This is a genomic window from Synechococcus sp. CBW1006 (genome assembly GCF_015840525.1).
Classification (GTDB): domain Bacteria; phylum Cyanobacteriota; class Cyanobacteriia; order PCC-6307; family Cyanobiaceae; genus CBW1002.
Window position 1 is genome coordinate 1,626,247 of record NZ_CP060396.1, and the last position, 23,388, is coordinate 1,649,634.

At 63.0% G+C, this 23,388-nt stretch carries 22 protein-coding genes, 2 tRNA genes, 2 rRNA genes and 1 pseudogene; 11 read left to right on the forward strand and 16 right to left on the reverse strand.

Features of this window, described 5'->3' with window-relative positions:
* The first annotated feature begins 230 nt into the window (after positions 1–230).
* From H8F26_RS07770 to H8F26_RS07795, 6 genes are all read left to right on the forward strand, one after another.
* Positions 231–304: transfer RNA gene (locus H8F26_RS07770), tRNA-Ile, on the forward strand.
* Between the two features lie 9 nt (positions 305–313).
* Positions 314–386, forward strand: a tRNA-Ala gene (locus tag H8F26_RS07775).
* Positions 387–853: 467 nt separating this feature from the next.
* A 23S ribosomal RNA gene (locus H8F26_RS07780) occupies positions 854–3,735 on the forward strand.
* A 153-nt stretch (positions 3,736–3,888) separates the two neighbouring features.
* A 5S ribosomal RNA gene (gene rrf / locus H8F26_RS07785) occupies positions 3,889–4,005 on the forward strand.
* 355 nt (positions 4,006–4,360) lie between these two features.
* Positions 4,361–5,281, forward strand: a complete 921-nt coding sequence (locus H8F26_RS07790) for a YihY/virulence factor BrkB family protein (protein WP_231598195.1) — start codon at positions 4,361–4,363, stop codon at positions 5,279–5,281.
* Between the two features lie 68 nt (positions 5,282–5,349).
* Entirely contained in the window at positions 5,350–5,727 is a 378-nt protein-coding gene (locus tag H8F26_RS07795) for a hypothetical protein (RefSeq protein ID WP_197158634.1), read from the forward strand.
* A gap of 18 nt (positions 5,728–5,745) precedes the next feature.
* Here the strand turns inward: H8F26_RS07795 and H8F26_RS07800 are convergent, their stop codons facing one another.
* From H8F26_RS07800 to H8F26_RS07820, 5 genes are all read right to left on the reverse strand, one after another.
* Positions 5,746–6,120: a DUF2834 domain-containing protein gene (locus H8F26_RS07800; RefSeq protein WP_197158635.1), complete on the reverse strand. Its 375-nt coding sequence runs from the start codon at positions 6,118–6,120 to the stop codon at positions 5,746–5,748.
* A 210-nt stretch (positions 6,121–6,330) separates the two neighbouring features.
* A complete protein-coding gene (gene xseB, locus H8F26_RS07805) occupies positions 6,331–6,753 on the reverse strand; it encodes an exodeoxyribonuclease VII small subunit (RefSeq protein ID WP_197158636.1) in 423 nt (140 codons plus the stop codon).
* A gap of 38 nt (positions 6,754–6,791) precedes the next feature.
* On the reverse strand, positions 6,792–7,985 hold the full coding sequence (gene xseA / locus H8F26_RS07810) for an exodeoxyribonuclease VII large subunit (protein ID WP_231605546.1): 1,194 nt from the start codon (positions 7,983–7,985) through the stop codon (positions 6,792–6,794).
* A 195-nt stretch (positions 7,986–8,180) separates the two neighbouring features.
* A complete protein-coding gene (locus H8F26_RS07815) occupies positions 8,181–8,360 on the reverse strand; it encodes a hypothetical protein (protein WP_197158637.1) in 180 nt (59 codons plus the stop codon).
* 128 nt (positions 8,361–8,488) lie between these two features.
* Positions 8,489–8,635, reverse strand: a complete 147-nt coding sequence (locus H8F26_RS07820; RefSeq protein WP_197158638.1) for a chlorophyll a/b-binding protein — start codon at positions 8,633–8,635, stop codon at positions 8,489–8,491.
* Positions 8,636–8,807: 172 nt separating this feature from the next.
* Between H8F26_RS07820 and H8F26_RS07825 the strand changes: the two genes are divergently transcribed.
* Together H8F26_RS07825 and H8F26_RS07830 are read left to right on the forward strand one after the other, a co-directional pair.
* Positions 8,808–9,944, forward strand: coding sequence for an IS5 family transposase (locus tag H8F26_RS07825; RefSeq protein WP_197158639.1), 1,137 nt, complete (start codon positions 8,808–8,810; stop codon positions 9,942–9,944).
* Positions 9,945–10,221: 277 nt separating this feature from the next.
* A pseudogene (locus tag H8F26_RS07830) lies at positions 10,222–10,914 on the forward strand (HAD family hydrolase); the annotation flags it as partial.
* 64 nt (positions 10,915–10,978) lie between these two features.
* Here the strand turns inward: H8F26_RS07830 and hrpB are convergent.
* The 3 genes from hrpB to H8F26_RS07845 are packed head-to-tail and all read right to left on the reverse strand — an operon-like array spanning position 10,979 to position 14,262.
* A complete protein-coding gene (gene hrpB, locus H8F26_RS07835) occupies positions 10,979–13,558 on the reverse strand; it encodes an ATP-dependent helicase HrpB (RefSeq protein WP_197158640.1) in 2,580 nt (859 codons plus the stop codon).
* A 4-nt stretch (positions 13,559–13,562) separates the two neighbouring features.
* Positions 13,563–13,946, reverse strand: coding sequence for a hypothetical protein (locus H8F26_RS07840; protein WP_197158641.1), 384 nt, complete (start codon positions 13,944–13,946; stop codon positions 13,563–13,565).
* A 43-nt stretch (positions 13,947–13,989) separates the two neighbouring features.
* Complete coding sequence (locus H8F26_RS07845) at positions 13,990–14,262, reverse strand: DUF2973 domain-containing protein (RefSeq protein ID WP_197158642.1); 273 nt, start codon at positions 14,260–14,262, stop codon at positions 13,990–13,992.
* Between the two features lie 275 nt (positions 14,263–14,537).
* On the opposite strand from H8F26_RS07845, the gene H8F26_RS07850 reads away from it, so the two are divergent.
* Positions 14,538–15,671 (forward strand): trypsin-like peptidase domain-containing protein, encoded by a 1,134-nt coding sequence (locus H8F26_RS07850; RefSeq protein WP_197158643.1) that lies wholly within the window; start codon positions 14,538–14,540, stop codon positions 15,669–15,671.
* A 150-nt stretch (positions 15,672–15,821) separates the two neighbouring features.
* On the opposite strand, the gene H8F26_RS07855 is transcribed toward H8F26_RS07850, so the two are convergent.
* The 3 genes from H8F26_RS07855 to H8F26_RS07865 form a co-directional block, all read right to left on the reverse strand.
* Complete coding sequence (locus H8F26_RS07855; RefSeq protein ID WP_197158644.1) at positions 15,822–16,070, reverse strand: hypothetical protein; 249 nt, start codon at positions 16,068–16,070, stop codon at positions 15,822–15,824.
* A gap of 201 nt (positions 16,071–16,271) precedes the next feature.
* Positions 16,272–16,493, reverse strand: a complete 222-nt coding sequence (locus H8F26_RS07860) for a hypothetical protein (RefSeq protein WP_197159387.1) — start codon at positions 16,491–16,493, stop codon at positions 16,272–16,274.
* A 173-nt stretch (positions 16,494–16,666) separates the two neighbouring features.
* Positions 16,667–18,424, reverse strand: coding sequence for an ATP-binding cassette domain-containing protein (locus H8F26_RS07865; RefSeq protein WP_197158645.1), 1,758 nt, complete (start codon positions 18,422–18,424; stop codon positions 16,667–16,669).
* 159 nt (positions 18,425–18,583) lie between these two features.
* Here H8F26_RS07865 and H8F26_RS07870 point away from each other — a divergent pair, with 159 nt between their 5' ends.
* Positions 18,584–18,808: a hypothetical protein gene (locus tag H8F26_RS07870; RefSeq protein ID WP_197158646.1), complete on the forward strand. Its 225-nt coding sequence runs from the start codon at positions 18,584–18,586 to the stop codon at positions 18,806–18,808.
* Here the strand turns inward: H8F26_RS07870 and H8F26_RS07875 are convergent.
* A complete protein-coding gene (locus H8F26_RS07875) occupies positions 18,786–19,013 on the reverse strand; it encodes a hypothetical protein (protein WP_197158647.1) in 228 nt (75 codons plus the stop codon). The two genes, H8F26_RS07870 and H8F26_RS07875, sit on opposite strands and share 23 nt — an antisense overlap.
* Before the next feature lie 92 nt (positions 19,014–19,105).
* On the reverse strand, positions 19,106–19,351 hold the full coding sequence (locus H8F26_RS07880; RefSeq protein ID WP_231598199.1) for a hypothetical protein: 246 nt from the start codon (positions 19,349–19,351) through the stop codon (positions 19,106–19,108).
* 140 nt (positions 19,352–19,491) lie between these two features.
* Here H8F26_RS07880 and H8F26_RS07885 point away from each other — a divergent pair, with 140 nt between their 5' ends.
* Positions 19,492–19,809, forward strand: a complete 318-nt coding sequence (locus H8F26_RS07885; RefSeq protein ID WP_197158648.1) for a hypothetical protein — start codon at positions 19,492–19,494, stop codon at positions 19,807–19,809.
* Positions 19,810–19,816: 7 nt separating this feature from the next.
* On the opposite strand, the gene H8F26_RS07890 is transcribed toward H8F26_RS07885, so the two are convergent.
* The 3 genes from H8F26_RS07890 to H8F26_RS07900 form a co-directional block, all read right to left on the reverse strand.
* A complete protein-coding gene (locus tag H8F26_RS07890) occupies positions 19,817–20,992 on the reverse strand; it encodes an anhydro-N-acetylmuramic acid kinase (protein WP_197158649.1) in 1,176 nt (391 codons plus the stop codon).
* A 5-nt stretch (positions 20,993–20,997) separates the two neighbouring features.
* Complete coding sequence (locus tag H8F26_RS07895) at positions 20,998–21,702, reverse strand: TrkA family potassium uptake protein (protein ID WP_197158650.1); 705 nt, start codon at positions 21,700–21,702, stop codon at positions 20,998–21,000.
* A 248-nt stretch (positions 21,703–21,950) separates the two neighbouring features.
* Entirely contained in the window at positions 21,951–23,360 is a 1,410-nt protein-coding gene (locus H8F26_RS07900; protein ID WP_197158651.1) for a TrkH family potassium uptake protein, read from the reverse strand.
* Between the last annotated feature and the right edge of the window lie 28 nt (positions 23,361–23,388).

Here is a 23,388-nt window from a genome sequence, read left to right on the forward strand (position 1 = left end):
CTTTATTTTCAGGCCATGATCCTGTCACTCTAGGTCGATCGGTACCTCAACTGTGGAAGCGGAATGGCAACATGTCCGTCCAAGCAGGTTCAGTTCCTAAACTTTGTCTAGGTCACACCCCAACGATTTTTGTTGAGGCGGTGTTGAAACTTGAGAGATGAAATGGTAGCGATACTGAATCATCAATCAGGTCAGACGCAACTTTGACACGATCGCGAGGTCGAACTCCTGGGCCATTAGCTCAGGTGGTTAGAGCGCACCCCTGATAAGGGTGAGGTCCCTGGTTCAAGTCCAGGATGGCCCATTCGTGTTTGGGGGTTTAGCTCAGTTGGTAGAGCGCCTGCTTTGCAAGCAGGATGTCAGCGGTTCGAGTCCGCTAACCTCCATTCCACACTGACGAGCGCCCTCACGGAAGCAAAGGAGAGATTTCTTTGGTGTGATCCTGACGTCTTGGTGACGATTCCAGCCTGCTTTCATTCCCTGAGTGGTTGAAAGCATGCTGGATTCCCTGTCCGCAAGGATGGGCATTCAGCAAGAACCTTGACAACTGCATAGGAAAAGTCTGGAAAAGAAAGCATCTCATAGACGCTGACTTTCCGGTTCTCTCTGGTCGCGACCTCGGCTGCGGCATCCCAGCGAAAGCGAAGGGAAGATTGAGGTGCAAGCCTCAATCTGAGAGAAACAGGAAAGCCAGTGATTCTTGAGTTAGAGCCGAGTACAGCTCGTGTCTTCTGTCTGGCATGGCCACAAGCCACCAAGCAGGAGTTTGATTCTGGCTGTCTGAAATCTCTTGATTGAGAGCTTAGACACCGGAAGAATAGCCTTCAACAAGCTAAACGCGAGTTGTGATTATGGTCAAGCTACAAAGGGCTCACGGTGGATACCTTGGCACACAGAGGCGATGAAGGACGTGGTTACCTGCGATAAGTCTCGGGGAGCTGGAAACACGCTTTGATCCGGGAATTTCCGAATGGGGCAACCCCTAGAACGGCCGCCTGAATCCATAGGGCGGCGCGAGCCAACCCAGCGAACTGAAACATCTTAGTAGCTGGAGGAAAGGAAAGTAAAAACGACTCCCTCAGTAGCGGCGAGCGAACGGGGAAGAGCCTAAACCGATGGGTTCGCCCATCGGGGTTGTGGGACAGCAACGTGGACCAGGGACGTTAGAGGAAGCGTTTGAATGGCGCGCCAGAGAGGGTGAAAGCCCCGTACTCGAAAGCGAAACTGGCCTAGCTGTATCCCGAGTAGCACGGAGCACGTGAAATTCCGTGTGAATCCGCGAGGACCACCTCGTAAGGCTAAGTACTCCTGTGTGACCGATAGCGCAACAGTACCGCGAGGGAAAGGTGAAAAGAACCCCGGGAGGGGAGTGAAATAGAACATGAAACCGTGAGCTTACAAGCAATGGGAGTCCTACTCATAGGATGACCGTGTGCCTGTTGAAGAATGAGCCGGCGACTTATAGGCACTGGCAGGTTAAACCGGGAATGGTGGAGCCATAGCGAAAGCGAGTCTGAATAGGGCGATCGTCAGTGTTTATAGACCCGAACCCGGGTGATCTAACCATGGCCAGGATGAAGCTTGGGTGATACCAAGTGGAGGTCCGAACCGACTGATGTTGAAAAATCAGCGGATGAGCTGTGGTTAGGGGTGAAATGCCAATCGAACCCGGAGCTAGCTGGTTCTCCCCGAAATACGTTGAGGCGTAGCGTCTAGTGCTCCAGCAGGGGGGTAAAGCCACCGTTTCGGTGCGGGCTGCGAGAGCGGTACCAAATCGAGACGAACTCTGAATACCCTGTGTGTAACTAGGCAGTCAGACTGTGGGGGATAAGCTCCATGGTCGAAAGGGAAACAGCCCAGACCGCCAGCTAAGGTCCCCAAATCAATGCTGAGTGATAAAGGAGGTGGGATTGCCCAGACAACCAGGAGGTTTGCCTAGAAGCAGCCATCCTCAAAGGAGTGCGTAATAGCTCACTGGTCGAGCGATCCTGCGCCGAAAATGAACGGGGCTAAGCATTGTACCGAAGCTGCGGATTTGAATCGTAAGATTCCGATGGTAGGGGAGCGTTCCATGTGGGGTGAAGCGTTAGCGTAAGCGGGCGTGGACTGCATGGAAGTGAGAATGTCGGCTTGAGTAGCGAAAACATGGGTGAGAATCCCATGCCCCGAAACCCTAAGGGTTCCTCCGGCAGGCTCGTCCGCGGAGGGTTAGTCAGGACCTAAGGCGAGGCCGAAAGGCGTAGTCGATGGACAACAGGTCAACATTCCTGTACCTGTCATGTTTTGGGAAGGGGGACGGAGAAGGCTAGCCCAGCCAGATGTTGGTTACTGGTCCAAGCGTTCGAGGCGTTGAGAGCTGGCGAAAACAGCTTGAGCTGAGGCGTGAGTGCGAGCGGCTACGGCCGCGAAGTGGGTGATGTCAAGCTTCCAAGAAAAGCCCTATACCCGTTAAGGCATGATGGCCTGTACCCGAAACCGACACAGGTGGGGTGGTAGAGAATACCGAGGGGCGCGAGGTAACTCTCTCTAAGGAACTCGGCAAAATGGCCCCGTAACTTCGGGAGAAGGGGTGCCACCGCAAGGTGGTCGCAGTGAAGAGGCCCAGGCGACTGTTTACCAAAAACACAGGTCTCCGCTAAGTCGCAAGACGATGTATGGGGGCTGACGCCTGCCCAGTGCCGGAAGGTTAAGGAAGCTGGTCAGCGCAAGCGAAGCTGGCGACTGAAGCCCCGGTGAACGGCGGCCGTAACTATAACGGTCCTAAGGTAGCGAAATTCCTTGTCGGGTAAGTTCCGACCCGCACGAAAGGCGTAACGATCTGGGCGCTGTCTCGGAGAGAGGCTCGGCGAAATAGAATTGTCTGTGAAGATGCGGACTACGTGCACCCGGACAGAAAGACCCTATGAAGCTTTACTGTAGCTTGGTATTGTGCCCGGGCTCTGAATGCGCAGGATAGGTGGGAGGCTTTGATCCATGGCTTGCGGGTCATGGTGAGCCAACGGTGAGATACCACTCTTTCAGAGCTAGGGTTCTAACGGTCACCCGTCATCCGGGGACCGGACAGTATCAGGTGGGCAGTTTGACTGGGGCGGTCGCCTCCTAAAAGGTAACGGAGGCGCGCAAAGGTTTGCTCAGGCTGGTTGGAAATCAGCCGACGAGTGCAAAAGCAGAAGCAAGCTTGACTGTGAGACCTACAAGTCGAACAGGGACGAAAGTCGGCTTTAGTGATCCGACGGTTCTGAGTGGAAGGGCCGTCGCTCAACGGATAAAAGTTACTCTAGGGATAACAGGCTGATCTCCCCCAAGAGTTCACATCGACGGGGAGGTTTGGCACCTCGATGTCGGCTCATCGCAACCTGGGGCTGAAGTCGGTCCCAAGGGTTGGGCTGTTCGCCCATTAAAGCGGTACGCGAGCTGGGTTCAGAACGTCGTGAGACAGTTCGGTCCATATCCGGTGCACGCGCAGGAACATTGAGAGGATTTCTCCCTAGTACGAGAGGACCGGGAGGAACGCACCTCTGGTGTGCCAGTTATCGTGCCAACGGTAAACGCTGGGTAGCCATGTGCGGAGTGGATAACCGCTGAAAGCATCTAAGTGGGAAGCCCACCTCAAGATGAGTGTTCCCATGGCATAAGCCAGTAAGGTCACGGGAAGAACACCCGTTGATAGGCTCTACGTGGAAGCCGGGTAACCGGTGAAGCGGAGGAGTACTAATAGACCGAGGGCTTGACCATTCCATCCCTTGCCATCCTGACCGGATGACACAGGGATCACGCGCTCAAAGCTTTTGGATCCAGACCGGTTGCTGGTCAACCGCTCCTATGCAGTTCTCAGGGTTCAACCTGGGGGCAAAGACCGGCAAGGGGCCTCAAGAGGCCGTTTGCTTTCCTGGTGTTCATGGCGCTGTGGACCCACTCCGATCCATCTCGAACTCGGTTGTGAAACGCAGCAGCGGCAACGATAGTTGGAGGGTAGCCTCCTGCGAAAATAGCTCGATGCCAGGTCAAACTTTGCTCCACGACGACGCCTCCGATGGCAGCCTGATGGCTGCGATCGGGGGCGTTTTCGTGTGCCTGGGTTGTGGGTTGGTGGCCACGAGATAGCTGTCCGACCTCGATCACCAGTCCCCAAGGGGGGATGATATTGAGTTGCCGATGCTGGGGATTGGTTTCGATGCTTGGGTCCTTGCGTGATGCGTCAAGTCAGGAGCTGGTAGGGACGTTGGGGCCAATAGGGACGTATGTGCCAAGACGTCAGGATGGGGAGCACAGCTGTGCCAAGGCTACGATTGATCGGTGGACTTGGTTTGGCCTGGATACGATGCCGTGCATAGGCTGATTTGATGTGGCACTGGGTTCGATGACAATGCCGCAGGCTCGATCACTTCTGCGTTTACAACGTTCGTGGAAGCCTTTCTGGGGAGCATACAGGTTATGGTTGCAGAACGATTGCACGGATCTCAGCGCAGCATTTGCCTATCACTGTCTGCAGTCTTTTTTGCCAGCAGTGTTGATTGCACTTTCGATTGCCTCGCGGATCCTTGGCAGAGATCGCGGCTTGGTGGAGCGATTGCTTGGTGTGGCAGATGGTATTTTGCCGGCTTCTGGCTTGCCTTTTTTTGAGATTCTATTGCAGAAATTTACGCGTCAAGGGTTTGGGGCGGGCCTATTGGGCATTCTGTTCCTTGTGCTCAGTGCTGGCAATATTTATCTGACTCTTCAGCGGGGCATGGATCGTGTATGGGGTTGGCGACATGCGGGGCTGGAGGGACTGCCATGGGACCAGGTTGTCAGGAGATTCGTTGTGCTCAGGCTGAAGGCATTCTTGCTGATCTCAGTCTTGGCAGTGTTGCTTGTTTTTGATCAGTTGATCAGTAACCTTGGCTTATTTTTCGATGGTGACGTTGCCTTTGCCTGGTTGCCACCTTGGTTGCAAAACCTGCTCCATGTTTCACTTTGGGCCGACCTTGGTGCTTCGATCCTGATTGGCCTGCTGTGCTCCTGGGTCGGTCTGTGGATCTTGCCCTCACGGCTTGTCCCTTTTGGGGTTGTGCTGCCAGGAGCCGTGTTGGCTGCGGTTGTGCTGATTACGATGAATCTCTCGATTGGGCCAATCCTGCTGCTGTTGGGTGTCAGGTTCCAGGCATATGGTGTAGTGGGTGGTGTCCTTGTGCTGACCCTGTGGATCTGGTTTATTGGTGTTGTTCTCTATTACAGTCAGTGTCTCAATGTGGTGTTGTGGCACGCACGTAAAAATAGAAAGCCCAAACTTGTGTTTTGAGCGGATTGTCGCCCGAACCCCTGCCATGACTTGATCATGCATCGCAACCTCATCGCTTCGCAGATCTGATGCAGCGCTCTTTCCCCTGGATCTGGCTGGTCTTGCTGGGTCTTCTCCTGCTGGCCCCCAGCCCAGCAGGCCGTGTCCTGCTGGATGTGCTTGGAGGTCTGACCCTTGGCCTGCTGCTGCTGCCGCTGATCGCTGCTGGGGGTGTCTGGATTGCCTGGCAGGTTCTGCGGCGACGCCTGCAAACCTGTCCTCGTTGCGGCAGTGCCAGCTTTTCCCAGGAGTCCTGTCCTCTCTGCGGTGCATCCATGCAGGCAGAATCGGAGGGGATGGTGGTGAATCTCACCGATGATCCCTTGCAGCCTCAGTCTCGCGGCATGGAGAAGGAGGCGAGCACCGTCACCATCGATGTGGTGGCCCAGGAGGTGGACGATCGTTGACGGCGTGCGTCGGGTGCTTCAGCTGCCCGTGGCCTGCACCCCTTCACTCAATTGTTCTGCCAGGCGACGTTCCCGCAAATAGAGAAACAGAGGAGCCCCGCAGGCGAAGGCGATCAGGACGCAGCTCAGTAGCACCCAGATCAGCCCGCGCATCTGCAGGCGTCGGCTTTCCTGCACTATCCAGATCACCACAGCAGTGGCGCCGATCATCAGATCTCTGGACAGAGAGGTGGCGGCAGGATTGGCGGTCGCTAAAGCGATGAATGATGGCAGATCGAACGCCTGATGATTGAGTTCGATAAAGTCAAGATTAGCCATCCAGGGCAGCACGGCTCCAGCAATGGCAAGGATGAGGTAGATCGCCTGTAAGGGACTCTGCGGAAGCCAGTGCATGGCGAAGGACTTTGAGGTCATACATCGTTCCTCAAGAATTGTGGTGGATCAGTGGGGTGGTAGTTGGTGCCAAGAATCATCGGCGGAAGATTGCTTGGTCGAATTGAGATGTGCGGATTATGGGGTGGATAATGGAGGCTGAGTGATTTGATCGGCGGGTGAGTGGTCTCCGTGTTGTCAAGGACTGGATCGGCGTGAGGTGTGTCTCGTTCATGAGGGTTCGAAAGGCCATGGCTCACTCTGTTCGTCTTGCTGGGACCACTGCAACACCTCTTGTTCCACATGTTCGAGTATGGCTTCGCATCGATCGATGTAGCTCAGGCCACGTCGGTACAGCGCCGCCATGTGCTCGACGTCGAGGTCGCTGGTCTGCAGCTCCGCCAACACAAGCTCAAGGGCCGTTCGAGACTGGAGAAAGCTGAGATCCTCTGCCCCGCTGGGTGAGGGATCTGTTTTGGGGGCCGATGCTCGGCGATCAGCTGCCTTGGGTTCGGCTGCCTTGCGACCCGATCTTTTTGGGCTCTTGCTGAGATTGGAGCTGCCCTTGACCGGTGTCGTGGGCAGTGGATCGGTGGCGGCTGTTCCGTCGCTTGGGAAATCTTCGGATGGAGTTGCTTCGGTCTTCTTGAGCATGGGGGTTGGTGGTCAGGGTCGTCACTGGACCAGGTGTTTCAGATCGAGGTTGCGGCACTGCGTCTCACCACGGCTTCCAGCCCCCCCTCACGGAGCTGCACAGTGATCGCGTCACCGGCATTCACCTCCTTCCAGGTGCGCAGCAGATGGCCATCCTGCCCCCGCACCAGCGAGAAGCCACGCTCCAGGATGTGCTGCGGCGAGAGGGCCTGAAGCAACTGACGTTGCTGCTGCAGACGCTGGCGGCTCTGCACCAGCAGCCCTTGGGGGTGAAGAGCCTCGAGCCTCTGGCGTTGCTGCGCCAGCCGTTGTGTTTCCAGATCGAGGCGCCAGCGCAAGGATCGCTGCAGATGAAGACGTTGCTGGCGCAGATCCAGAAGTGCCCCCTGCTGGTCAGGCAGCAGGGCCACCAGAGCGGCCGTGGGCGTGGCGGCCCGATAGTCCGCCACCAGATCAGCAATGGTGGTGTCGTCTTCATGGCCCAGACCGCAGACCACCGGGATTGCGGCACTGCCCAGGCAACGGGCCAGCCGTTCGCCGTCGAACACCGCCAGATCCTCTCGATTCCCTCCCCCTCGGGCCAGCACCAACGCCTCGACACCGAGTCGTTCGGCCTGGCGGCTTACGGCCTCCAGCGCCGTGCAGATTTCCCCTTCCACGGGACCCTGCACGGGGATCGGCACCACCAGAATCCGTGTGGCCGGCCATCGTTCGTGGGCAGTGCGCAGCATGTCCGCCAGGGCGGAGCTGGGCACGCTGGTGAGCAGGGCGATGCACCCGGGATGTTCGGGCAGAGGGCGCTTTCGCTCTGGGTCGAACCAGCCTTCCGGTGCCAACAGTTCCCGCACCCGCTCGAACTGGCGCAAGGCAGCCTGGCGCCCTGGGCGAATGTCCAGCACCTGGACGCAGAGGCTGGCTCGGGAGTCCCAGAAATTGAGACGGCCGATGATGGTGACACCGTCACCTTCGGCGGGGAGGTACGAGAGTTTCTGGCGCAGGGAAGACCAGATCACCCCTGAGATGGTGGCGTCGCCATCGGTGAGGGTCAGCCAGATGTGTCCCTTCTTGAGCTGCGGACGGCTCACGGTCGCCTCCAGCAGAAAGCGCGGCGCAAACCCCCGTTCCAGCAGGGTTCCGATGGCCCGATTGAGCTCGGCCACGCCAAATGAAGGCAGGCCAGTGGATGTGGCGTAGGCGTTCTGGGATCGGGGCTCCAGCGGAGATGGGATCACGTCAGTGGGAGATCCGTTGGTCGTGCCACTGGTTCGTACACCATTGGGTCTCGCGCCACTGGGGCTGGTCCACCTGCCGGTGAAGGTCGTTGTGTGCTCTGGTTGAGATTGAGGCTGGCCAAGCCTCCAGGCCGGATCGATGGCTGCAGGCTGAGCAGGAGACTGATAATCGCGACTCTGATATGAAGCCCGCCATCAGTGTTCCAGCTTGCGGTACTGAAACCACCAGTAGAGGCTGACGACAGAACCGATCACGGCCACGACGCGTCCAACGGGATGATCGATCCGTACAAAGCCCGCCCCTGTGATCACCAAGGCGCTACTCAGCAACCTGGAGCCGTCCCGGCGGTTGTTGACATAGAAGCTGGGTGGCATCGAGTCGGCGGCACAGCGGAGGCAGCCTAAGAACCAGGCACTGAGACCGAACTGAGGCGACATGAAAATCCCGCCGTTTCACCCTGGGTTGGGCGATCCGGCGGGGCTGGAATCGGCTTGAGAAAGCCTCAACCGAGGCCGACCTGGGCCAGGATGCCTTGGCCGGTGAGGAGCTCGGTAGCCAGGCCAATCACAAAACCCATCATGGCGAGGCGGCCATTCCAGGTCTCGGCGAAGTTGACGAAGCCGAAGCGGGGCTGGGAAGCGTCAGACATGGAAGCAATCTCCAGGACTCCTCAACTGTAACGAAAGATGGAGTGGTCTTGACAGTGCTGCTTGCTACAGGTGCTGTGCGGTTTTCCGATTTGACAAGCCTGTGGCTTTCGCCTAGGAGTTTGCTGAAAAACCCGGCCATCTCCGCGAGAATGGGCCAGCTGCCCAGCCCAGATGCGAGGTCAACGGGAGCGCAGCGGCTCCCTGTTCTCCTACGTGTCGATTGAGGATCGGATCCCGGCCGGCCATCCGCTGCGGCGGATCCGCAAACTCGCTGAACAGGCCCTCGATCGCCTCAATCCCACCTTCTGCAAGCTCTACGCCGCAGAAGGCCGGCCATCATTGCCACCGGAGCAGCTGCTGCTGGCCTCGTTGCTGCAGGCGTTCTACGGCATCCGCTCCGAGCGCCTGTTGCTGGAGCAGCTCCGCTACAACCTGCTGTTCCGCTGGTTTGTGGGCCTGAGCCCGGATGATCCGATCTGGCATCCCACCACATTCACAAAAAACCGGGAGCGGCTGCTGAACGAGCAGGTGATGGGGAAGTTCCTGGAGAAGCTGATGGGTGCTCCGGAGGTCAAGCCGCTGCTCAGTGACGAGCACTTCTCGGTGGATGGCACCTTGCTGCAGGCCTGGGCCTCCCATGCCTCGCTGGAGCGGATCGATGGGCAGGACGATCCGCCGCCACCGCCGTCAGGCCCTGGCGAGGGTTTTGGCGCTCCAAAGCTCGGCAAGAAGCGAGCGAAAGGGGATTTCCGCGGCATCAAGCTCAGCAACAAGACCCATCGCTCCAGCGTCGATCCAGACGCGCTGCTGTGCCGGAAGTCCAAGGCCCACCCCGCACTCCCCAGCTACCGGGGGCACGTGCTCATGGACAACCGCCATGCCCTGATCGTCGAATGCCGCGTCACACAAGCGACGGGCACCGGGGAGAGGGATGCCGCCAAAGCGATGGCGGCTGCCGTCCCCGGTGCCCACCAGAAGACCATCGGCGCCGACAAGCACTACGACACCAAGGGCTTTGTCGCCGAGATGCGCCGCATCGCCGTGACACCGCATGTCGCTCAGAACACCAGCCGCCCTGGTGGTTCCGCCATCGATGGCCGCACCACCCGCCACGTGGGCTACGCCAAGTCGATCCATGCCCGCCGCGGCATCGAGAAGGTGTTTGGCTGGATCAAACAGTGGGGAGGTCTGCGCCAGTTCAAGCTGCGCGGCACCGAGAAGGTGAGTGCGGTGTTCGGCCTGAATGTGATCGCCTACAACCTGATCCGCCTGGGCAACCTGCTCAAACCGGCGATGGCGGCGGCGTGAACAGGTGGTTGCCCAGAAGTGTGCCCAGACGGCAGTGATCAGGGAGCCCCAAAGGGGCAAAACACACCAAAAGGGGAGCTCTGAGCCGCTGAAACTCTGAAAACCAGACCGAAATGAGCTGCACCAGCTCTCAGGAGGAAAAACGCGGATTCTCAGGCGGTTTTTCCGCAAACTCCTAGGGCTGCACTCAGTTGTTTCCGAATCCATTCAGCCCTCCCGTGCCGCTCTGCAGCAGCAGATTGCCGCTGCCCTGCCAGCCCAGCCGGATCTGGTGCTGGTGACCGACCTCGATGGCACCCTGCTGGGGGGCGATCCACTCTGGCGCCGTGTTTTTTACCGCTGGCTGGTGGAACGGCGTGAGCGGGTGCTGCACATCTTCTGCACGGGCCGCCAGCTCAGTTCGATCGCCTCCCTGCTGATCGACGATGCCGCCTTCGGGCTGGCCCACCCCCATCTGGTGATCGGTGATGTGGGCTGCACCGTCGCCTGTGGGATCAGCCTGAAGACCGTGCCTGGGATGGTGGATCCGATTGATGCCCGCTGGAAAGGGTTGCCGGAGCGGCTGCTGCCCTTGCTCGAGGCTCTGCCCGGAGTGGCTTCGCAACCGATCAGCACCGAGCGCCGGCTTGCCTACACCCTGGATGGCGAAGCGATCGACTGGCAGCGGCTGGTCGCACTCGAAGCCCATGGGGTCGACTGCCTCGTGTCGGACAACCGCTATCTCGATGTCTTGCCGGCCGGTGTCAACAATGGCTCCACCCTGCTGACCTTGTTGCAATGGCTCGAGATCGATCCCGAACGGGTGGTGACGGCCGGCGACACGCTCAACGACCTGGCGATGTTCGAGACGGGGTTGGCTGGGGTGATGGTGGGCAACGCTGAGCAGGCTCTGCGGGAGAAGGTCTCCTGCCTGCCGCGGACCTACCGGGCCCGCGCGGAAGGTTGCGCCGGCATCGTGGAGGGATTGCGCCACTTCGGTTTCGGCCATTTGCTGAGCGTCTCCCAGGCTTCCCCTTGTGAAGCCTGGGAGACGCTCAGCCCTGCGGCGCTGGTCGGGCAGCCTGCTCCCGTGCCAGGCGGGCCTTGGTATGGGCCGTGGCCTGGGCCTGGCGCGGATCTTCCGGCCAGGGATGGCGCGGATAGCGGCCCCGCAGATCGCGCCGCACCTCGGCATAGCCCTGGTCCCAGAACCCACTCAGATCGCGGGTGATCGCGGCTGGTCTCCCGGCTGGCGAGAGCAGGTGCACGGTCACGGGTAGCCGTCCCTGAAGCAGGGCCGGAGTCTGCCGGCAGCCGAACATCTCCTGCAGTTTCACCGCCAGCACTGCCTCCCCGTTTTGGTAGGTGAGATGGATCCGCCGACCGGAGGGCACCGTCAGCTGCTGCGGTAGCCAGTCGTCGAGCAGACGCCGCTGCGTCCAGTCCAGGTCTGCCCAGAGCACCTCGCACAGATCCAGCCGCTGCAGATCCTCCAGGCTGCGGACCCCTTGCAGGTGCCTGCCGAGCCAGTCATCGAGCGTCTGGCTCAGGGCCTGGTCGCTGCAGTCAGGCCAGGGGGAGCCCAGGTGCTGGTGGGCCAGCAGCAGCCGCTGCTGCAACTGCCGGCTCCTCGCCCCCCAGGGCAGGGCCTCCAGTCCCCGTTGCCGCAGGCCTTCGAGCAACGCCTGTCGGATCCGGTCCTCATCGGCCTCGGGCCAGGGGCTGCGCTCCAGCACCAGGGCTCCGAGGCGCAGGCTGCGTTCGCAGCGCACCCGCTGGGCGGTGTTGTCCCAGCGCACCTCTTCGATGCTGACACCCTGGTCCACAGCCAGTTCCTCCAGCAATGCCGCAGGCAGAGGCACGGCCAGTCGGATCGCCGCGTCCTGTCCCTGGCCGTCCAGGACGGCCACCGCCAGGGCTTCGGCCAGGACCAAAGGGTCGCTGGGATGGAGGGTGGCGCCGCGACCGCTGCGGAGCTGGTAGCGATGCGGGCTTCCAGGGCGGCGCAGGGCGATCCGCTCCGGATAGGCCCAGGTGATCAGGCGCGCCGCTCGCCACTCCAGATCTGCTGGCCCTGGGTCCGCGCCGCTAGGGGGAGCCGCTGCAGCTCTCACCTGTCGTCGCAGTTCGGCGGCGAGCTGGTGCAGCCGCTGCTGAGGGCCTGACCCTCTCCGTCCCTGGCCCTGGGGCCGCATCCAGGCCAGGCGGCGCAGCAGGTCGCTGCCATGCTCCTGGCGATCGAGCGGATCCCGTTCGCTCAGCAGCACCGCCAGATCACAGGCCAGATCCAGATCCCCCGCGCCGCTGGCCTTCAGCAGCAGATGGGCCAGGCGCGGGTGCAGTCCTACGGCGCTGAGGGCACGGCCGTGATCGGAGAGGGCGCCGCTTTGATCGAGGGCTCCGAGCTGCTCCAGCAGCCTTCGCGCCTCCTGCAGGCCAGCCAGCGGTGGTGGTGTGAGCCAGGCCAGGTCTTCCCCCAGCCCCGCTCCCCATTGGGCCAGCTGCAGGGCGATCGGCAGGGGATCGACCTCCAGCAGTTCCGGCGGATCGAAGGCGGGCCGGCGCTGCTGCTCGGCTGGCGACCACAGCCTCAGGCAATGGCCTGGCCCGAGTCGGCCGGCGCGGCCCCGCCGCTGCTCGGCGCTGGCCTGGCTGGCCGGCACGGTGACCAGTCCATCCATGCCCGTGGCAGGATCAAAGCGACTGCGGCGCGACCAGCCCGCATCGATCACCAGCCGTACCCCTTCGATCGTGAGGGAACTCTCGGCAATGCTGGTGGCCAGCACCAGCTTGGCGCCGTCGGGATCGGCGGGGGCGATGGCCTGGCGCTGGGCCTCGAGCGGCAGGGATCCGTGCAGGGGGCAGATGGCGACCTGCTGGCTCCAGGGGCAGCTCTCGAGCAGCCGCCGGGTGCGCTGGATCTCCCGCAGTCCGGGTAGAAAGATGAGCGCGGTTTCACCAGCGTGACGTTGTGGCAGCCACTGCTGCTCCAGGGCCCGCAGCACCTGCCGTTCGATCGCTTCGGATTCACGGGGTCGCTGGTGCTCCACGCTCACCGGATGGCTGCGGCCTTCGCTGGTGAGCACCTGAGCCTGATCGAGCTCGGCGGCGAGCGGCTCGAGATCCAGGGTGGCCGACATCACCAGCACTCGCAGGTCCGGGCGCAGCAGGGCGCGGGCCTGTCGCAACAGGGCCAGGGCCAGGTCGGCGTCGGCCTGGCGCTCGTGGAATTCATCGAAGATCACCAACCCCACGCCCTCCAGGGCCGGATCGCTCTGCAGGCGCCGCAGGAACAGGCCGCTGGTCACGACCTCCAGTCGGGTCCGGCTGGAGCAATGGCTTTCAAGGCGAACCCGGTAGCCGACCTGTTCCCCAACCGCTTCCCCCAGGGAGCTGGCGAGACGTTCGGCGGCGGCGCGGGTCGCGAGGCGGCGGGGCTCCAGCATCACGATTCCCTGCGCGGGCAGGGCGTGCATCAGGGCCAGAGGCACCCGCGTGGTTTTGCCGGCACCGGGCGGTGCCTGCAGCAGCAGGGTGGACCCTGGAGGGCTCAGCGCCGTTTCGATCGCGCCGAGCAGCCCGTCGATCGGCAGGGGGGCTGCAGGTGCTGCAGGGGAAGAGCGGGCCCGCGGCATGGGCTCAGCGCACGTGCCGCACTCCATCCACGGGGTGATAGCCCTCGCCGGTCTTCTCTTCGTAGACGATCGCAGGCAGGCCGGTTTCAAACATGGTCTGCAGGGCTTCCTTGAGATAGGGATTCCAGCCACCTGTCGACACCTTCCCGTGCCACACGGTCCAGTCCCAGGTGCCTTGCAGATCGCGAGGCACACGGCCTTCGCGGTCGCGCCGGGCCACCAGATCCTGGGATTCGATCACGCCCACCCGGACCGGATCCTGCCCATAGGCCGGGGTCATGGTGAGCTCCAGCCGCACGGGATCTTCCTTGACCAGCTTGAGGCGGAAGCGGGGTGGGAGCTTCAGACCCCGGAGCACGGCACCAACGATTCGAGTTCTCTGGTCCACGGTCTGCCTCCGCCGGCATGCACGATCACACCTGCGAGCCTATTCAGTTGTCGACCTCGGTCCCTGGGCGCTCGTTGTCGCCGTTGAAGCGCACCGTGAGCAGATCCTCACGGGTGAGCTGGCCTTCGGCATCCAGCAGTTCCGGATGAATGGTGAGCCGGCCGGTGCGATCGCCACTGGTGGTGCCGGCAGCGCTGCGGTCGCCAGGGCGGGGTACGGCACGAAAACCACGGGCCATCACCTGGAAGGCCTGCCAGAGCAGCAGCAGGAAGCAGGCTCCGTAGAGGTAGGGAAACAGCTTGGTGAAGACGTCCATTCGATCGGATGCGACGAATCGCCGGATCCGATCGCGGATCCATCATCGCTTGCTTGTGGAGGTGTCAGGCGTGGCGTTGGCCAGCATCCAGGCCCAGAGGGTGGTGCAGGCCGCTCCGAAAGCAAGGAATGCCAGCAGCAGGCGCGACGTGTCCATGGATCGATAGAAAACTTCACTGATCGTAGCCGGATCGCCTGGCGGTTTGCACGGCTCGTCTGAGTCGGCCACGTTTCCTACGGTTTGCGTTGATCTGCGCCGTTCGCGGAGTTCGAGTGATGCGCCGCTTTCCCTTGCATTCGCTGGCCTGGCCCGGAGTCACCCTTGCAGCGGTGATGGTGACCCTGCCGCTGCTGCCAACGGCGGCCTTGGCGCAGGGGGCCGCCGCTGCAGCCCTGACGCGCCAGTCGTTCGTGGCGAGCGCCGTGCGTCGCGCCGGCCCTGGCGTCGTGACGATCGACACGGAGCGCACCGTTCTGGTACCGGGTGGCGGTGGTGGGCTGCCCCGTGGGCTGCTGGCCGACCCCTTCTTCCGGCAGTTCTTCGGGGTTCCCCAGGCCGCGCCCCCGTCCCAGCGAACGGAGAGAGGCCAGGGCAGTGGCGTGATCTATCGGGCCGACGGCCTGATCCTCACCAATGCCCACGTTGTTGACAAGAGCGATCGGGTGCTGGTGGGTCTGCAGGACGGCCGTCGGGTCGAGGGCAAGGTCGTTGGTCTGGACAGGGTGACGGATCTGGCCGTGGTGCAGTTGATCGGAGGAGGGCCCTGGCCTGCGGTGGCGCTGGGCAATTCCGATGCCCTTCAGGTGGGCGACTGGGCCATTGCCGTGGGTAATCCCTTCGGGCTGGATAACACCGTGACCCTGGGGATCATCAGCAATCTCAACCGCAATGCCAGCAAGCTCGGCATCACGGATAAGCGGCTGGATCTGATTCAGACCGATGCGGCGATCAATCCCGGCAACTCCGGCGGGCCTCTCCTCAACGCCGATGGAGAAGTGATCGGCATCAACACCCTGGTGCGTTCGGGCCCTGGTGCCGGTCTGGGATTCGCCATCCCGATCAATCGGGCCCGGGAGATTGCCAGCCAGCTGGTGCAGAGTGGTCGGGTGAGCCACCCGATGATCGGTGTGGGCCTGGAAGCTTCACGGCCGGGCCAGGGTGGATCGGCGGCTGGGGGTGTGCGTGTGGTCTCCGTGATGCCGGGAGGTCCAGCCGCTCGGGTGGGGATTCGGCAGGGTGACGTGATCGTGGTGGCCGATGGTCAGCCGGTCACAGAGCCCAGTCAGTTGGTGAGTGTGGTCGAGCGGATCGGCGTAGGTCGGCCTCTGAACCTGAGGATTGATCGCCAGGGGAGGCGGCTCGAACTTGACCTGACCCCTGTTGAACTGGGGAGTCTCTCGGCGCGCTGACAGGGCAGCGTTCTCGACGTTTGCCTTCTGAGCCTCTCTTGCGCTGTGGGCAGGTTGTGGTTGGGGTCAGGAATGTCGTGGTTTGTGGAGGAGGCGTCGTGGACGGGGCGTCAGGTCCTGAAAGGATGACGCCCACGACCTTCGCCGCGCTCAGAGCACATCGAATCCCTGAGGCTCGCTGGTCTCGGGCATGGTGCTCATGCCGCCGAGGAAGGCGGAGGGCGCGCCGAGTTGTTGGCGCATCACCCACTGGGTGGCCGCCTTCTGGCTTTGCCAGGCCTGGAGCAGCTGCTTGGCCAGACCACGCAGGGCCTGGGGGTCACCCGTGGCGTCGATGGCTCGGGTCATGCGCTCAAGCTCGAACTTCTGCCCAAGGCTGAGGGTGAGGGGTTCCGACATGGCTGAAGCCCCAGGGGGCTCGTGAAACTGGCGCAACGCTACAAAGTGTTTCAGGGCTCCCCGTAGCCGTTGCGACACGGATAGGCAAAACGCGTCAGCAAACCCTTGTGCCATCCCCCTTGACGGCAGTTCTGGGCCTTGGCTGCCGGTGTTCGGGCCAGTGGTGGGCGACCGGTCTTGTGGTACGCCTCGTCTTCTGGCTCAGTGGTGTTCCCGCAGTTCCTCAACGCAGCGGGTGACGCATTCACCATCGTCGAGGGAGCAGGTGGTGATGCACTCGAAATAGACCTCCATGGCATCCCAGGTCTCCTCGTGGTGCTGCGGCGACGGCGTCGCCGCAGCACCAGCCTCGGCTGTCCCGGCATGGGAGGAAGGAATCCCGGTGCGGGAACCAAGTCCCGTGGACCAGAGCTCGACGCTCATGGGCTGCTCTCAACGACGTAAGGTCAGGCTATGCACACATCGCGCTGGACACCAGCGAAATGGGTCGAGTTGCTTACTCGTCTATGAAGTTGTGTTTTCCAGCTCCGCGCTGAGGTTCCTCCGTCGGCCGGCCGGCCGGCCGGCAAGAGCCCGTCTGCCGGCAAAGCCGGCAATCAGCAGGCCGGCTGTCGTTGCTTGCCGCCATCGTTCTTGCTGGCCTGCTTGTTGCGCAGGCGCTCGCGCTGCTTCTCGCGGTTGGCAGCCTGTTTGCGGGTTCTGGCTTCCGTCTCCAGGGCCTGGCGGGCCGCTTCGGCTTCCTCCTGTTTCTTCTGCAGGTAGTAGGCGTAGTCGCCCCGGTAGACCACCAGCTCCCCCTCGCGCAGTTCGACGATCCGGTTGGCGACCCGGGAGATGAAGTAGCGGTCGTGGGAGACCAGCAGGGCCGCGCCCTCGTACTCCTGCAGCGCGTTCTCCAGCATCTGCTTGGCGGGGATGTCGAGGTGGTTGGTGGGCTCGTCCAGCACCAGCAGGTTGCAGGGCTTCAGCAGCATCAGCGCCAGGGCCAGGCGTGCCTTCTCTCCGCCGCTGAGCTTGCCGGCTTCCTTGAACACCGCCTCATTGCTGAGGCAGAAGCTGCCCAGCAGGGAGCGCACCTGGGTCTGGGTCCAGTCCGGTACCGCTTCGAACACGGTGTCGATCACGGTCTTGTCCAGGTCGAGGGCTTCGGCCTGGTTCTGCTCGAAATAGCCGGCGATCACGTTGTGCTCACCCAGCCCGGCCCGGCCCTCATCCGGCGCCTCCAGGCCCATCACCAGCCGAAGCAGGGTCGACTTGCCGGCTCCGTTCGGCCCCACGAAGGCGATCCGATCGCCCCGCTCCACCTCCAGTTCGGCGCCGAGGAACAGGATCTTGTCGCCATAGCTGTGGGTGAGATCGCGGAACTCGGCCACCAGTCGCCCGGAGCGGGGGGCTTCGGGAAAGCGGAAGCGTGGACCGGAGACACTCTCGATCGGGGCTTCGATCCGTTCGACCTTCTCAAGCAGCTTTTCCCGGCTCTTGGCCTGGGTGGAGCGGGTGGCGCTGGCCCGGAAGCGGTCGACATAGGCCTGCTGGCTGGCCAGTTCCTTCTGCTGCCGATCGAAGGCGGCCTGACTGGCCTCGCGCTCCAGCGCCTTCTGCTCCAGATGCTGGCTGTAGTTGCCCAGGTAGGTCCGTGAGACGCCACGTTCGGTCTCCACGATCTGGGTGCAGACCCGATCGAGAAAGGTGCGGTCATGGCTGATCACCACCAGGGCGGCGCTCTGCTCGATTAGGTAGCTCTCCAGCCACTGGATCGTCTCCACATCCAGGTGGTTGGTCGGCTCATCCAGCAGCAGCAGATCCGGTTCCTGCAACAGGATCTTGCCCAGGGCGATGCGCATCTGCCAGCCGCCGGAGTAGTCGCCCACCAGCAGCTCGGCGCCTTCGGGGGTGAAGCCGATCGTGGGCAGCAATTTGTCGATGCGGGCGTCGAGTTCGTAGCCGTGCAGGGCCTCGAAGCGGCTGTGCAGCCGGCCGAGCTCGTGGATCAGCTCATCGAGGTGATCGGGATCGCAGGCGGCCTGCTCGCTGGCCATGGCGTGCTCAACCTGATGCTGGCGGATCAGCACCTCGGCCGCTTCGCCGAAGGCCTGAAACAGCTCTTCGCGCACGGTGCGCTCGGGATCGACATCGAATTCCTGCTGGAGGTAGGCGATGCGCGGCTCCCCCTGTTTCACCACCTGGCCGCCGCTGGCCTCCTCCAGGCCGGCAATGATCCGCATCTGGGTGGATTTGCCGGCACCGTTCACGCCCACCAGGCCGATGCGTTCACCGGCCTTCACCTCCCAGGTGACATCCCGCAGCACTTCACCGGTGGGATAGATCTTGCTGATCCGTTCGAGACGAAGCACGGCGGCGTGGGTATGGGTAAGCAGGAGCCACGGAATCCTGCCGGTTCCGGTGCGTTGCCTGCATCATCCCTGGCCATCCTCCCGACCGGAACCCCTGAGATCCGCCCACCGGATCAGCGTCCGGCAAAGTGGTTTTCAGAACCTCGGCTGCTCGTTGGGATGATCAAGCGCCTCGAGCAGGTGGCCGCTCTGGTGGTGGCGGCAGGTCTGGCGATCGTGAGTTACTGGCTCTTCTTCAGCTGGGCCCAGGGTGGTGGGGCCCAGCGCCGCCCCGGAGAGATCCCTGTCAGTCCGCCAGGTTCGAGCCAGTCCCGATCCCGCGATCCCGGGGTGCCGAGGGGCTCCGTTCCCCTGGCCGGAATCACAGTCCGCCCCGCGCCTTGACCAGCCACTGCTTGGTGTCGCCGTCCTCCAGGCTGGCGATGTGGGCCTTCACCTCCTCAGGGCTCACCGGCAGACCTTCGGCCTCACCGAGCGCCACGATCCTCTGCAGGGCGCCGCTGGGGTCCTGCAGGGCCTGGCGGAACAGGTCCTGGGTGAGTGCCGCATCGGCGCTGATGCGCGCGTAGAGCTGGGGTGCGTTGCTCATCGCTCGGCCACGGATGGCTTGACCCTATGCAGTGGAGGTGCCCCACAGTGTGCCCTGGGACGCGGTTGTTCGCGTTCCGTAGGGAAGGGCACTCAGGACTTGGCCTCGTTGTCAGCGGTTTCGCCCTTGAGGCTGCGGGCTTCCTGGCAGAGCACCTGGCGGAGCTGGGCGTAGTTGGCTGCCAGGCTGCTCTGCCCGTCCTGACGGGCTCCGAATTCCGCCCGTTGCAGCACGTGGTGCAGGTGGGTGAGCAGGTAGGGGCTGATCACGGCTGATACCAGCACATCACCACTGCTTTGGGCGGAGGTGGTGGTGGGGCCGTTGGAGCGAGGCGCCATGGCCGAGGGCCGGGTCTGGCTACAGCATAGGCTTGGATACTACCCAAGGGTGTGTTTGTACACTGGTGGTCATTGGTGCTGTCCAGTGCGGCCTTTGTCCGGGCGTCTCCGCCCGTGAGCCATCCACCCTCCACTGCGCCGTGCCTACCCGACAGACATCCTCCAGTGGCCGCTCAAAGTCGCCGCGGATTCAGGTGGTCTTGCCGGAGGATCTATGCGACCGGCTCACGGCTCTGGCGGAGCGGGATTCCCGCACCGTCAGCAACATGGCGCGGGTGCTGATCCAGCAGGGTGTGGAGCGGATGGAGCGGCAGCAGCTTCTGGCCGGCGACTCCGGTCTGCTGCCGAGCGAGGTCCAGGCCGATCGCTTTCGTGCGGCCCTCGTGCGTCAGGAGCAGAATCGAGGCCAACGGCTTCAGAGAACCCGCCGCTTACGGCTGTTCCGCCCTCGCGCTTGACGCGGGATCAGCCGCAGCGATCAGGTGACAGCCCTGCAGGCCTGGCGCAAGTCCCCAGCACGGCCTCCTGACGGGCGCCGGTCACCGCTGGCAGGGAGCCGGGGTGGCCCTGCTGGTGCCACCAGGCCAGCAACGCGAAGGCCAGGGCTTCCCTCTCCAGATCGCCGATGCCCAGCTCCTGCAGGGGTCGCACGCTCATGCCCCGGCAGCGGCGCCGCAGCTCCCGCATCAGGGTCTGGTTGCGGCCGCCTCCTCCGGCGACAAGCAGTTCGATTGGCCGTGGACCGCGCTGGAGATCCTGGGCCACGGTCGCGGCGCTGAAGGCCGTCAGGGTGGCGAGACTGTCGGCGGCGAAGTCGGTGCTGTCGCGGGTAGCCGCGCTGGTCTGGGCCAGGTCCGCCAGGCGGCGTTGCAGGTCGGCCTGGCCGAACAATTCCCGGCCGGTCGACTTGGGTGGGTGCTGGAGCAGATAGGGCTCCTGCAGCCAGCGCTCCAGCACCGTTGTCTGCACCCTGCCGCGTGCTGCCCAGGCGCCCCCGTCATCGAAGCTCAGCTGTCCCTGGCTGAATTGCTCCACGGCCAGGTCCAGCAGGGTGTTGGCCGGGCCGCAATCCCAGCCGCGTACCGACGCGTGGCGATCGGGACCGTGGCGGGGCGGCAGCAGGGTGAGGTTGGCGATGCCTCCCAGGTTGAGCAGGGCGCGCCAGCCACCGGTGCTGCCCAGCAGTGCCGCATCACAGGGGGGAACCAGCGGCGCCCCCTGCCCCCCCAGGGCCAGATCGGCAGCCCGGAAGTCGTGAACCACCGGTCGCTGCAGCAGGGAAGCCAGCAACGTGCCCTGCAGCAGCTGCAGGCTGGCGCCACGGCGATCGCCCGTAGGGGGGCGGTGCCAGAGCGTCTGACCGTGGCAGCCCACCAGAGCGGCTGTGGCACCGGGATCGGCATGGCGGGCCGCCTCGGCCTGCACCTCGGTCACGGCCTCGCTCAGGTCAAGGAGCTCCGCCGAGGTGCACGAGGCTCCCTGGCCCAACGCCAGCAGCCGCTGGCGGAGGTCGTCGGGATAGGGAACGGAGGCCCGCCCAAGCAACTGCCAGCGGGGACGTTGGGGCGGGCCTGAGAAGGCGGCCAGCACCGCGTCCACGCCATCGGCGCTGGTGCCGCTCATCAGGCCGACCACGCGCATGGCGATCAGGTGGAGGGAAGCGCTTCCAGCGCCGTGCTGGTGCCCATCACCACCAGCAGTTCGCCTTCATTGAGCACATGGGAGGCCGGTGGGTTGACGGTCAGCTGGTTCTGGGGGCCGGCCGCCAGCACGCTGACGTTGTAGTTCTTGCGCAGGTTGATGTCCCGCAGGGAGTGCCCGACAAAGGCGCGGGGCACTTTGATCTCCTCGATGCTGTTGCGGTCGTCCAGCCGCAGGCGTTCCAGCAGGTTCGGACGCACCAGCTCCAGCCCCAGGCGTTCTCCCTGCATCTTCGAGGGAAACACCACCCGGTCGGCGCCGACCCGGCGCAGCATCTTCTCGTGCAGATCGCTGGTGGCCCGCGCGATCACGTGTTTGACGCGGCTGTCGCTGCTGTCCTTGGCGATCAGGGTGGCGGTGATGCTGGCCTCGAGGGGCTCGCTGATCGCCACCACCACCGTGCCGAGATCCAGCACTCCCGAGGCCCGCAGGGCCTCTTCATCAGTGCAGTCCACCACCCGACCCTCAATGCCCGGATCGGCCTGACGCAACTCGTCAATGGCTCGCTGACTGCTGTCAATCGCCAGCACGTCGGCACCAGCGCTGGCGAGCGACTTACAGACGGCACCACCGAAGCGTCCCACCCCGATCACGGCGAAGCTGTCTTCGAAGCGATCCTCGCTTCCCTGCCATTGCCACCACTGGTTCATTCCCGCTGCATCCTCTGGTCGGTGTGGTTGGTGTGGTCGGTGGGGGTGGTGCGTGCGGAAGCTCCGTCAGGTTTCGCTGTCCGCATGGGCTGTCTGGATTGGCCGTCTGGATTGGCTGTCTGCCTGGGGCTTCTGACTTGGCTGCGTGGTCTGGGCTTCTGTTTAGGCCGTCTGTGTCGCCTGTCTGCCTGCACTGGTCGCTGGAGAAGTTTGGATGGGGCCTGGCTGGTCGGTGCTGGTTCGACGGTTCAGATGTAGAGCTCTTCCTTGGGATACTTGACCCGAGTCTGAGGGCGACTGCCATAGAACGCAGAGAGCAGCAGCAGGATTCCCAGTCGGCCGACGTACATGCCCACCATCAAGACCGCCTGGCCCCAGCGATCCAGGTGGACTGTGACATCCACATCCAGCCCCACGGTGCTGAAGGCGGAGACGCAGGTGAACAGTTTTTCAAGGAAGGTGAAGGCCTCGGTCTCGGCGCTGCCGCCACCGCCGATGTTGTCGAGGGCCAGCAGCAGGGCCATCCCGAGAACGAACAGCAGCGAGGCCAGGGTGACCCCGACGGCCCGCAGTACGACCTTGGCTGGAATCTCGCGATTGCGCACCACCACGCCGTCTTCAGCTCGCAGGGTGGAGCGGGTGGCTGCCATCAGGGCCGCAAAGGTGGTGGTTTTGATGCCGCCACCGGTGCCACCGGGACTGGCGCCAATGAACATCAGCCCCATCATCAGCAACAGGCCTGCATCGGAGAGCGTGCTGGTGGTGAGGGGAATCGTGTTGAAGCCAGCGGTGCGTGTGGTGATTGACTGGAACAAACTCACCTGAAGTTTGTCCAGGGTATCGAGCTTCTGCATCAGAAGCCCCTCGGTATCGAGATGCTCAGTCAGGAGAAGGCCGATAGTCCCGACCAGAATCAGACCGATCGTGCTGCGAATCACGAGACGGGTGTGCATGCTCAGGCGATTCAGGCGCCGCAGGCGGAAGCGATTGACCCAGAGATCATTGGTGACTCTCCATCCAAGACCGCCCATCACGATCATGCTGGCGATCACCAGATTCACCACCGGATTGCTGCGGTAGCGCACCAGGCTGTCGCTCCATAATCCGAAACCAGCGTTGTTGTAAGCGCTGATGCAGTGGAACATCGAGGCCCAGAGCCGTTCCCCCAGATTGGGGATGTCATTGAAGCCGAAGCTGAACAGGATCAGGGTGCCGATCCCCATCACGCAGCCGGCTGTGATCAGGATTGACCGGAAGGTCGGCCCGATGCCGCCGACCCCGAATTCATCAAGGGCCCGGCCCTTGTCAAGCCGGTGCCTCAGGCCGGAGTGCCCCTGTACGAACCCCTGCAGAAAGGTGGTGATCGCCATCAGCCCGAGCCCACCGGTGATGATCAGACCCGCTAAAGCCACCTGCCCGATAGGGGTCAACTCGGTTCCGACATCAATGACCGAAAGGCCGGTCACCGTGATCGCGGAGGTCACGGTGAACAGGGCTTCCCAGAGCCCCACCGTTTTGGTGGAGCAGAGCGGTGAGGCCAGGATGAACGTTCCGAAAGCGATCACCAGAAGTCCGGTGATCGCCGTGAACTGGGGAACGCTGAGACGCTGATGCCAGCGGTAGCGATGCCCTGGGGGACGCTTTGGGCGTGGCGCCATGGCAGGAGGGGTTGGCTCTCGGATCAGG

What these genes read in the sequence shown, in the direction of transcription:
- hrpB (WP_197158640.1), bottom strand. Translation starts at nt 13,558, where the DNA reads ATGCCGCGGGCCCGCTCTTCCCCTGCAGCACCTGCAGCCCCCCTGCCG.
- H8F26_RS07870 (WP_197158646.1), top strand. Translation starts at nt 18,584, where the DNA reads ATGATCAAGCGCCTCGAGCAGGTGGCCGCTCTGGTGGTGGCGGCAGGT.
- H8F26_RS07845 (WP_197158642.1), bottom strand. Translation starts at nt 14,262, where the DNA reads ATGGACGTCTTCACCAAGCTGTTTCCCTACCTCTACGGAGCCTGCTTC.
- H8F26_RS07820 (WP_197158638.1), bottom strand. Translation starts at nt 8,635, where the DNA reads ATGTCTGACGCTTCCCAGCCCCGCTTCGGCTTCGTCAACTTCGCCGAG.
- H8F26_RS07790 (WP_231598195.1), top strand. Translation starts at nt 4,361, where the DNA reads ATGACAATGCCGCAGGCTCGATCACTTCTGCGTTTACAACGTTCGTGG.
- H8F26_RS07800 (WP_197158635.1), bottom strand. Translation starts at nt 6,120, where the DNA reads ATGCACTGGCTTCCGCAGAGTCCCTTACAGGCGATCTACCTCATCCTT.
- H8F26_RS07900 (WP_197158651.1), bottom strand. Translation starts at nt 23,360, where the DNA reads ATGGCGCCACGCCCAAAGCGTCCCCCAGGGCATCGCTACCGCTGGCAT.
- H8F26_RS07890 (WP_197158649.1), bottom strand. Translation starts at nt 20,992, where the DNA reads ATGCGCGTGGTCGGCCTGATGAGCGGCACCAGCGCCGATGGCGTGGAC.
- H8F26_RS07895 (WP_197158650.1), bottom strand. Translation starts at nt 21,702, where the DNA reads ATGAACCAGTGGTGGCAATGGCAGGGAAGCGAGGATCGCTTCGAAGAC.
- H8F26_RS07880 (WP_231598199.1), bottom strand. Translation starts at nt 19,351, where the DNA reads ATGGCGCCTCGCTCCAACGGCCCCACCACCACCTCCGCCCAAAGCAGT.
- H8F26_RS07795 (WP_197158634.1), top strand. Translation starts at nt 5,350, where the DNA reads ATGCAGCGCTCTTTCCCCTGGATCTGGCTGGTCTTGCTGGGTCTTCTC.
- xseB (WP_197158636.1), bottom strand. Translation starts at nt 6,753, where the DNA reads ATGCTCAAGAAGACCGAAGCAACTCCATCCGAAGATTTCCCAAGCGAC.
- H8F26_RS07875 (WP_197158647.1), bottom strand. Translation starts at nt 19,013, where the DNA reads ATGAGCAACGCACCCCAGCTCTACGCGCGCATCAGCGCCGATGCGGCA.
- H8F26_RS07850 (WP_197158643.1), top strand. Translation starts at nt 14,538, where the DNA reads ATGCGCCGCTTTCCCTTGCATTCGCTGGCCTGGCCCGGAGTCACCCTT.
- H8F26_RS07815 (WP_197158637.1), bottom strand. Translation starts at nt 8,360, where the DNA reads ATGCCACCCAGCTTCTATGTCAACAACCGCCGGGACGGCTCCAGGTTG.
- H8F26_RS07855 (WP_197158644.1), bottom strand. Translation starts at nt 16,070, where the DNA reads ATGTCGGAACCCCTCACCCTCAGCCTTGGGCAGAAGTTCGAGCTTGAG.
- H8F26_RS07825 (WP_197158639.1), top strand. Translation starts at nt 8,808, where the DNA reads ATGCGAGGTCAACGGGAGCGCAGCGGCTCCCTGTTCTCCTACGTGTCG.
- H8F26_RS07860 (WP_197159387.1), bottom strand. Translation starts at nt 16,493, where the DNA reads ATGAGCGTCGAGCTCTGGTCCACGGGACTTGGTTCCCGCACCGGGATT.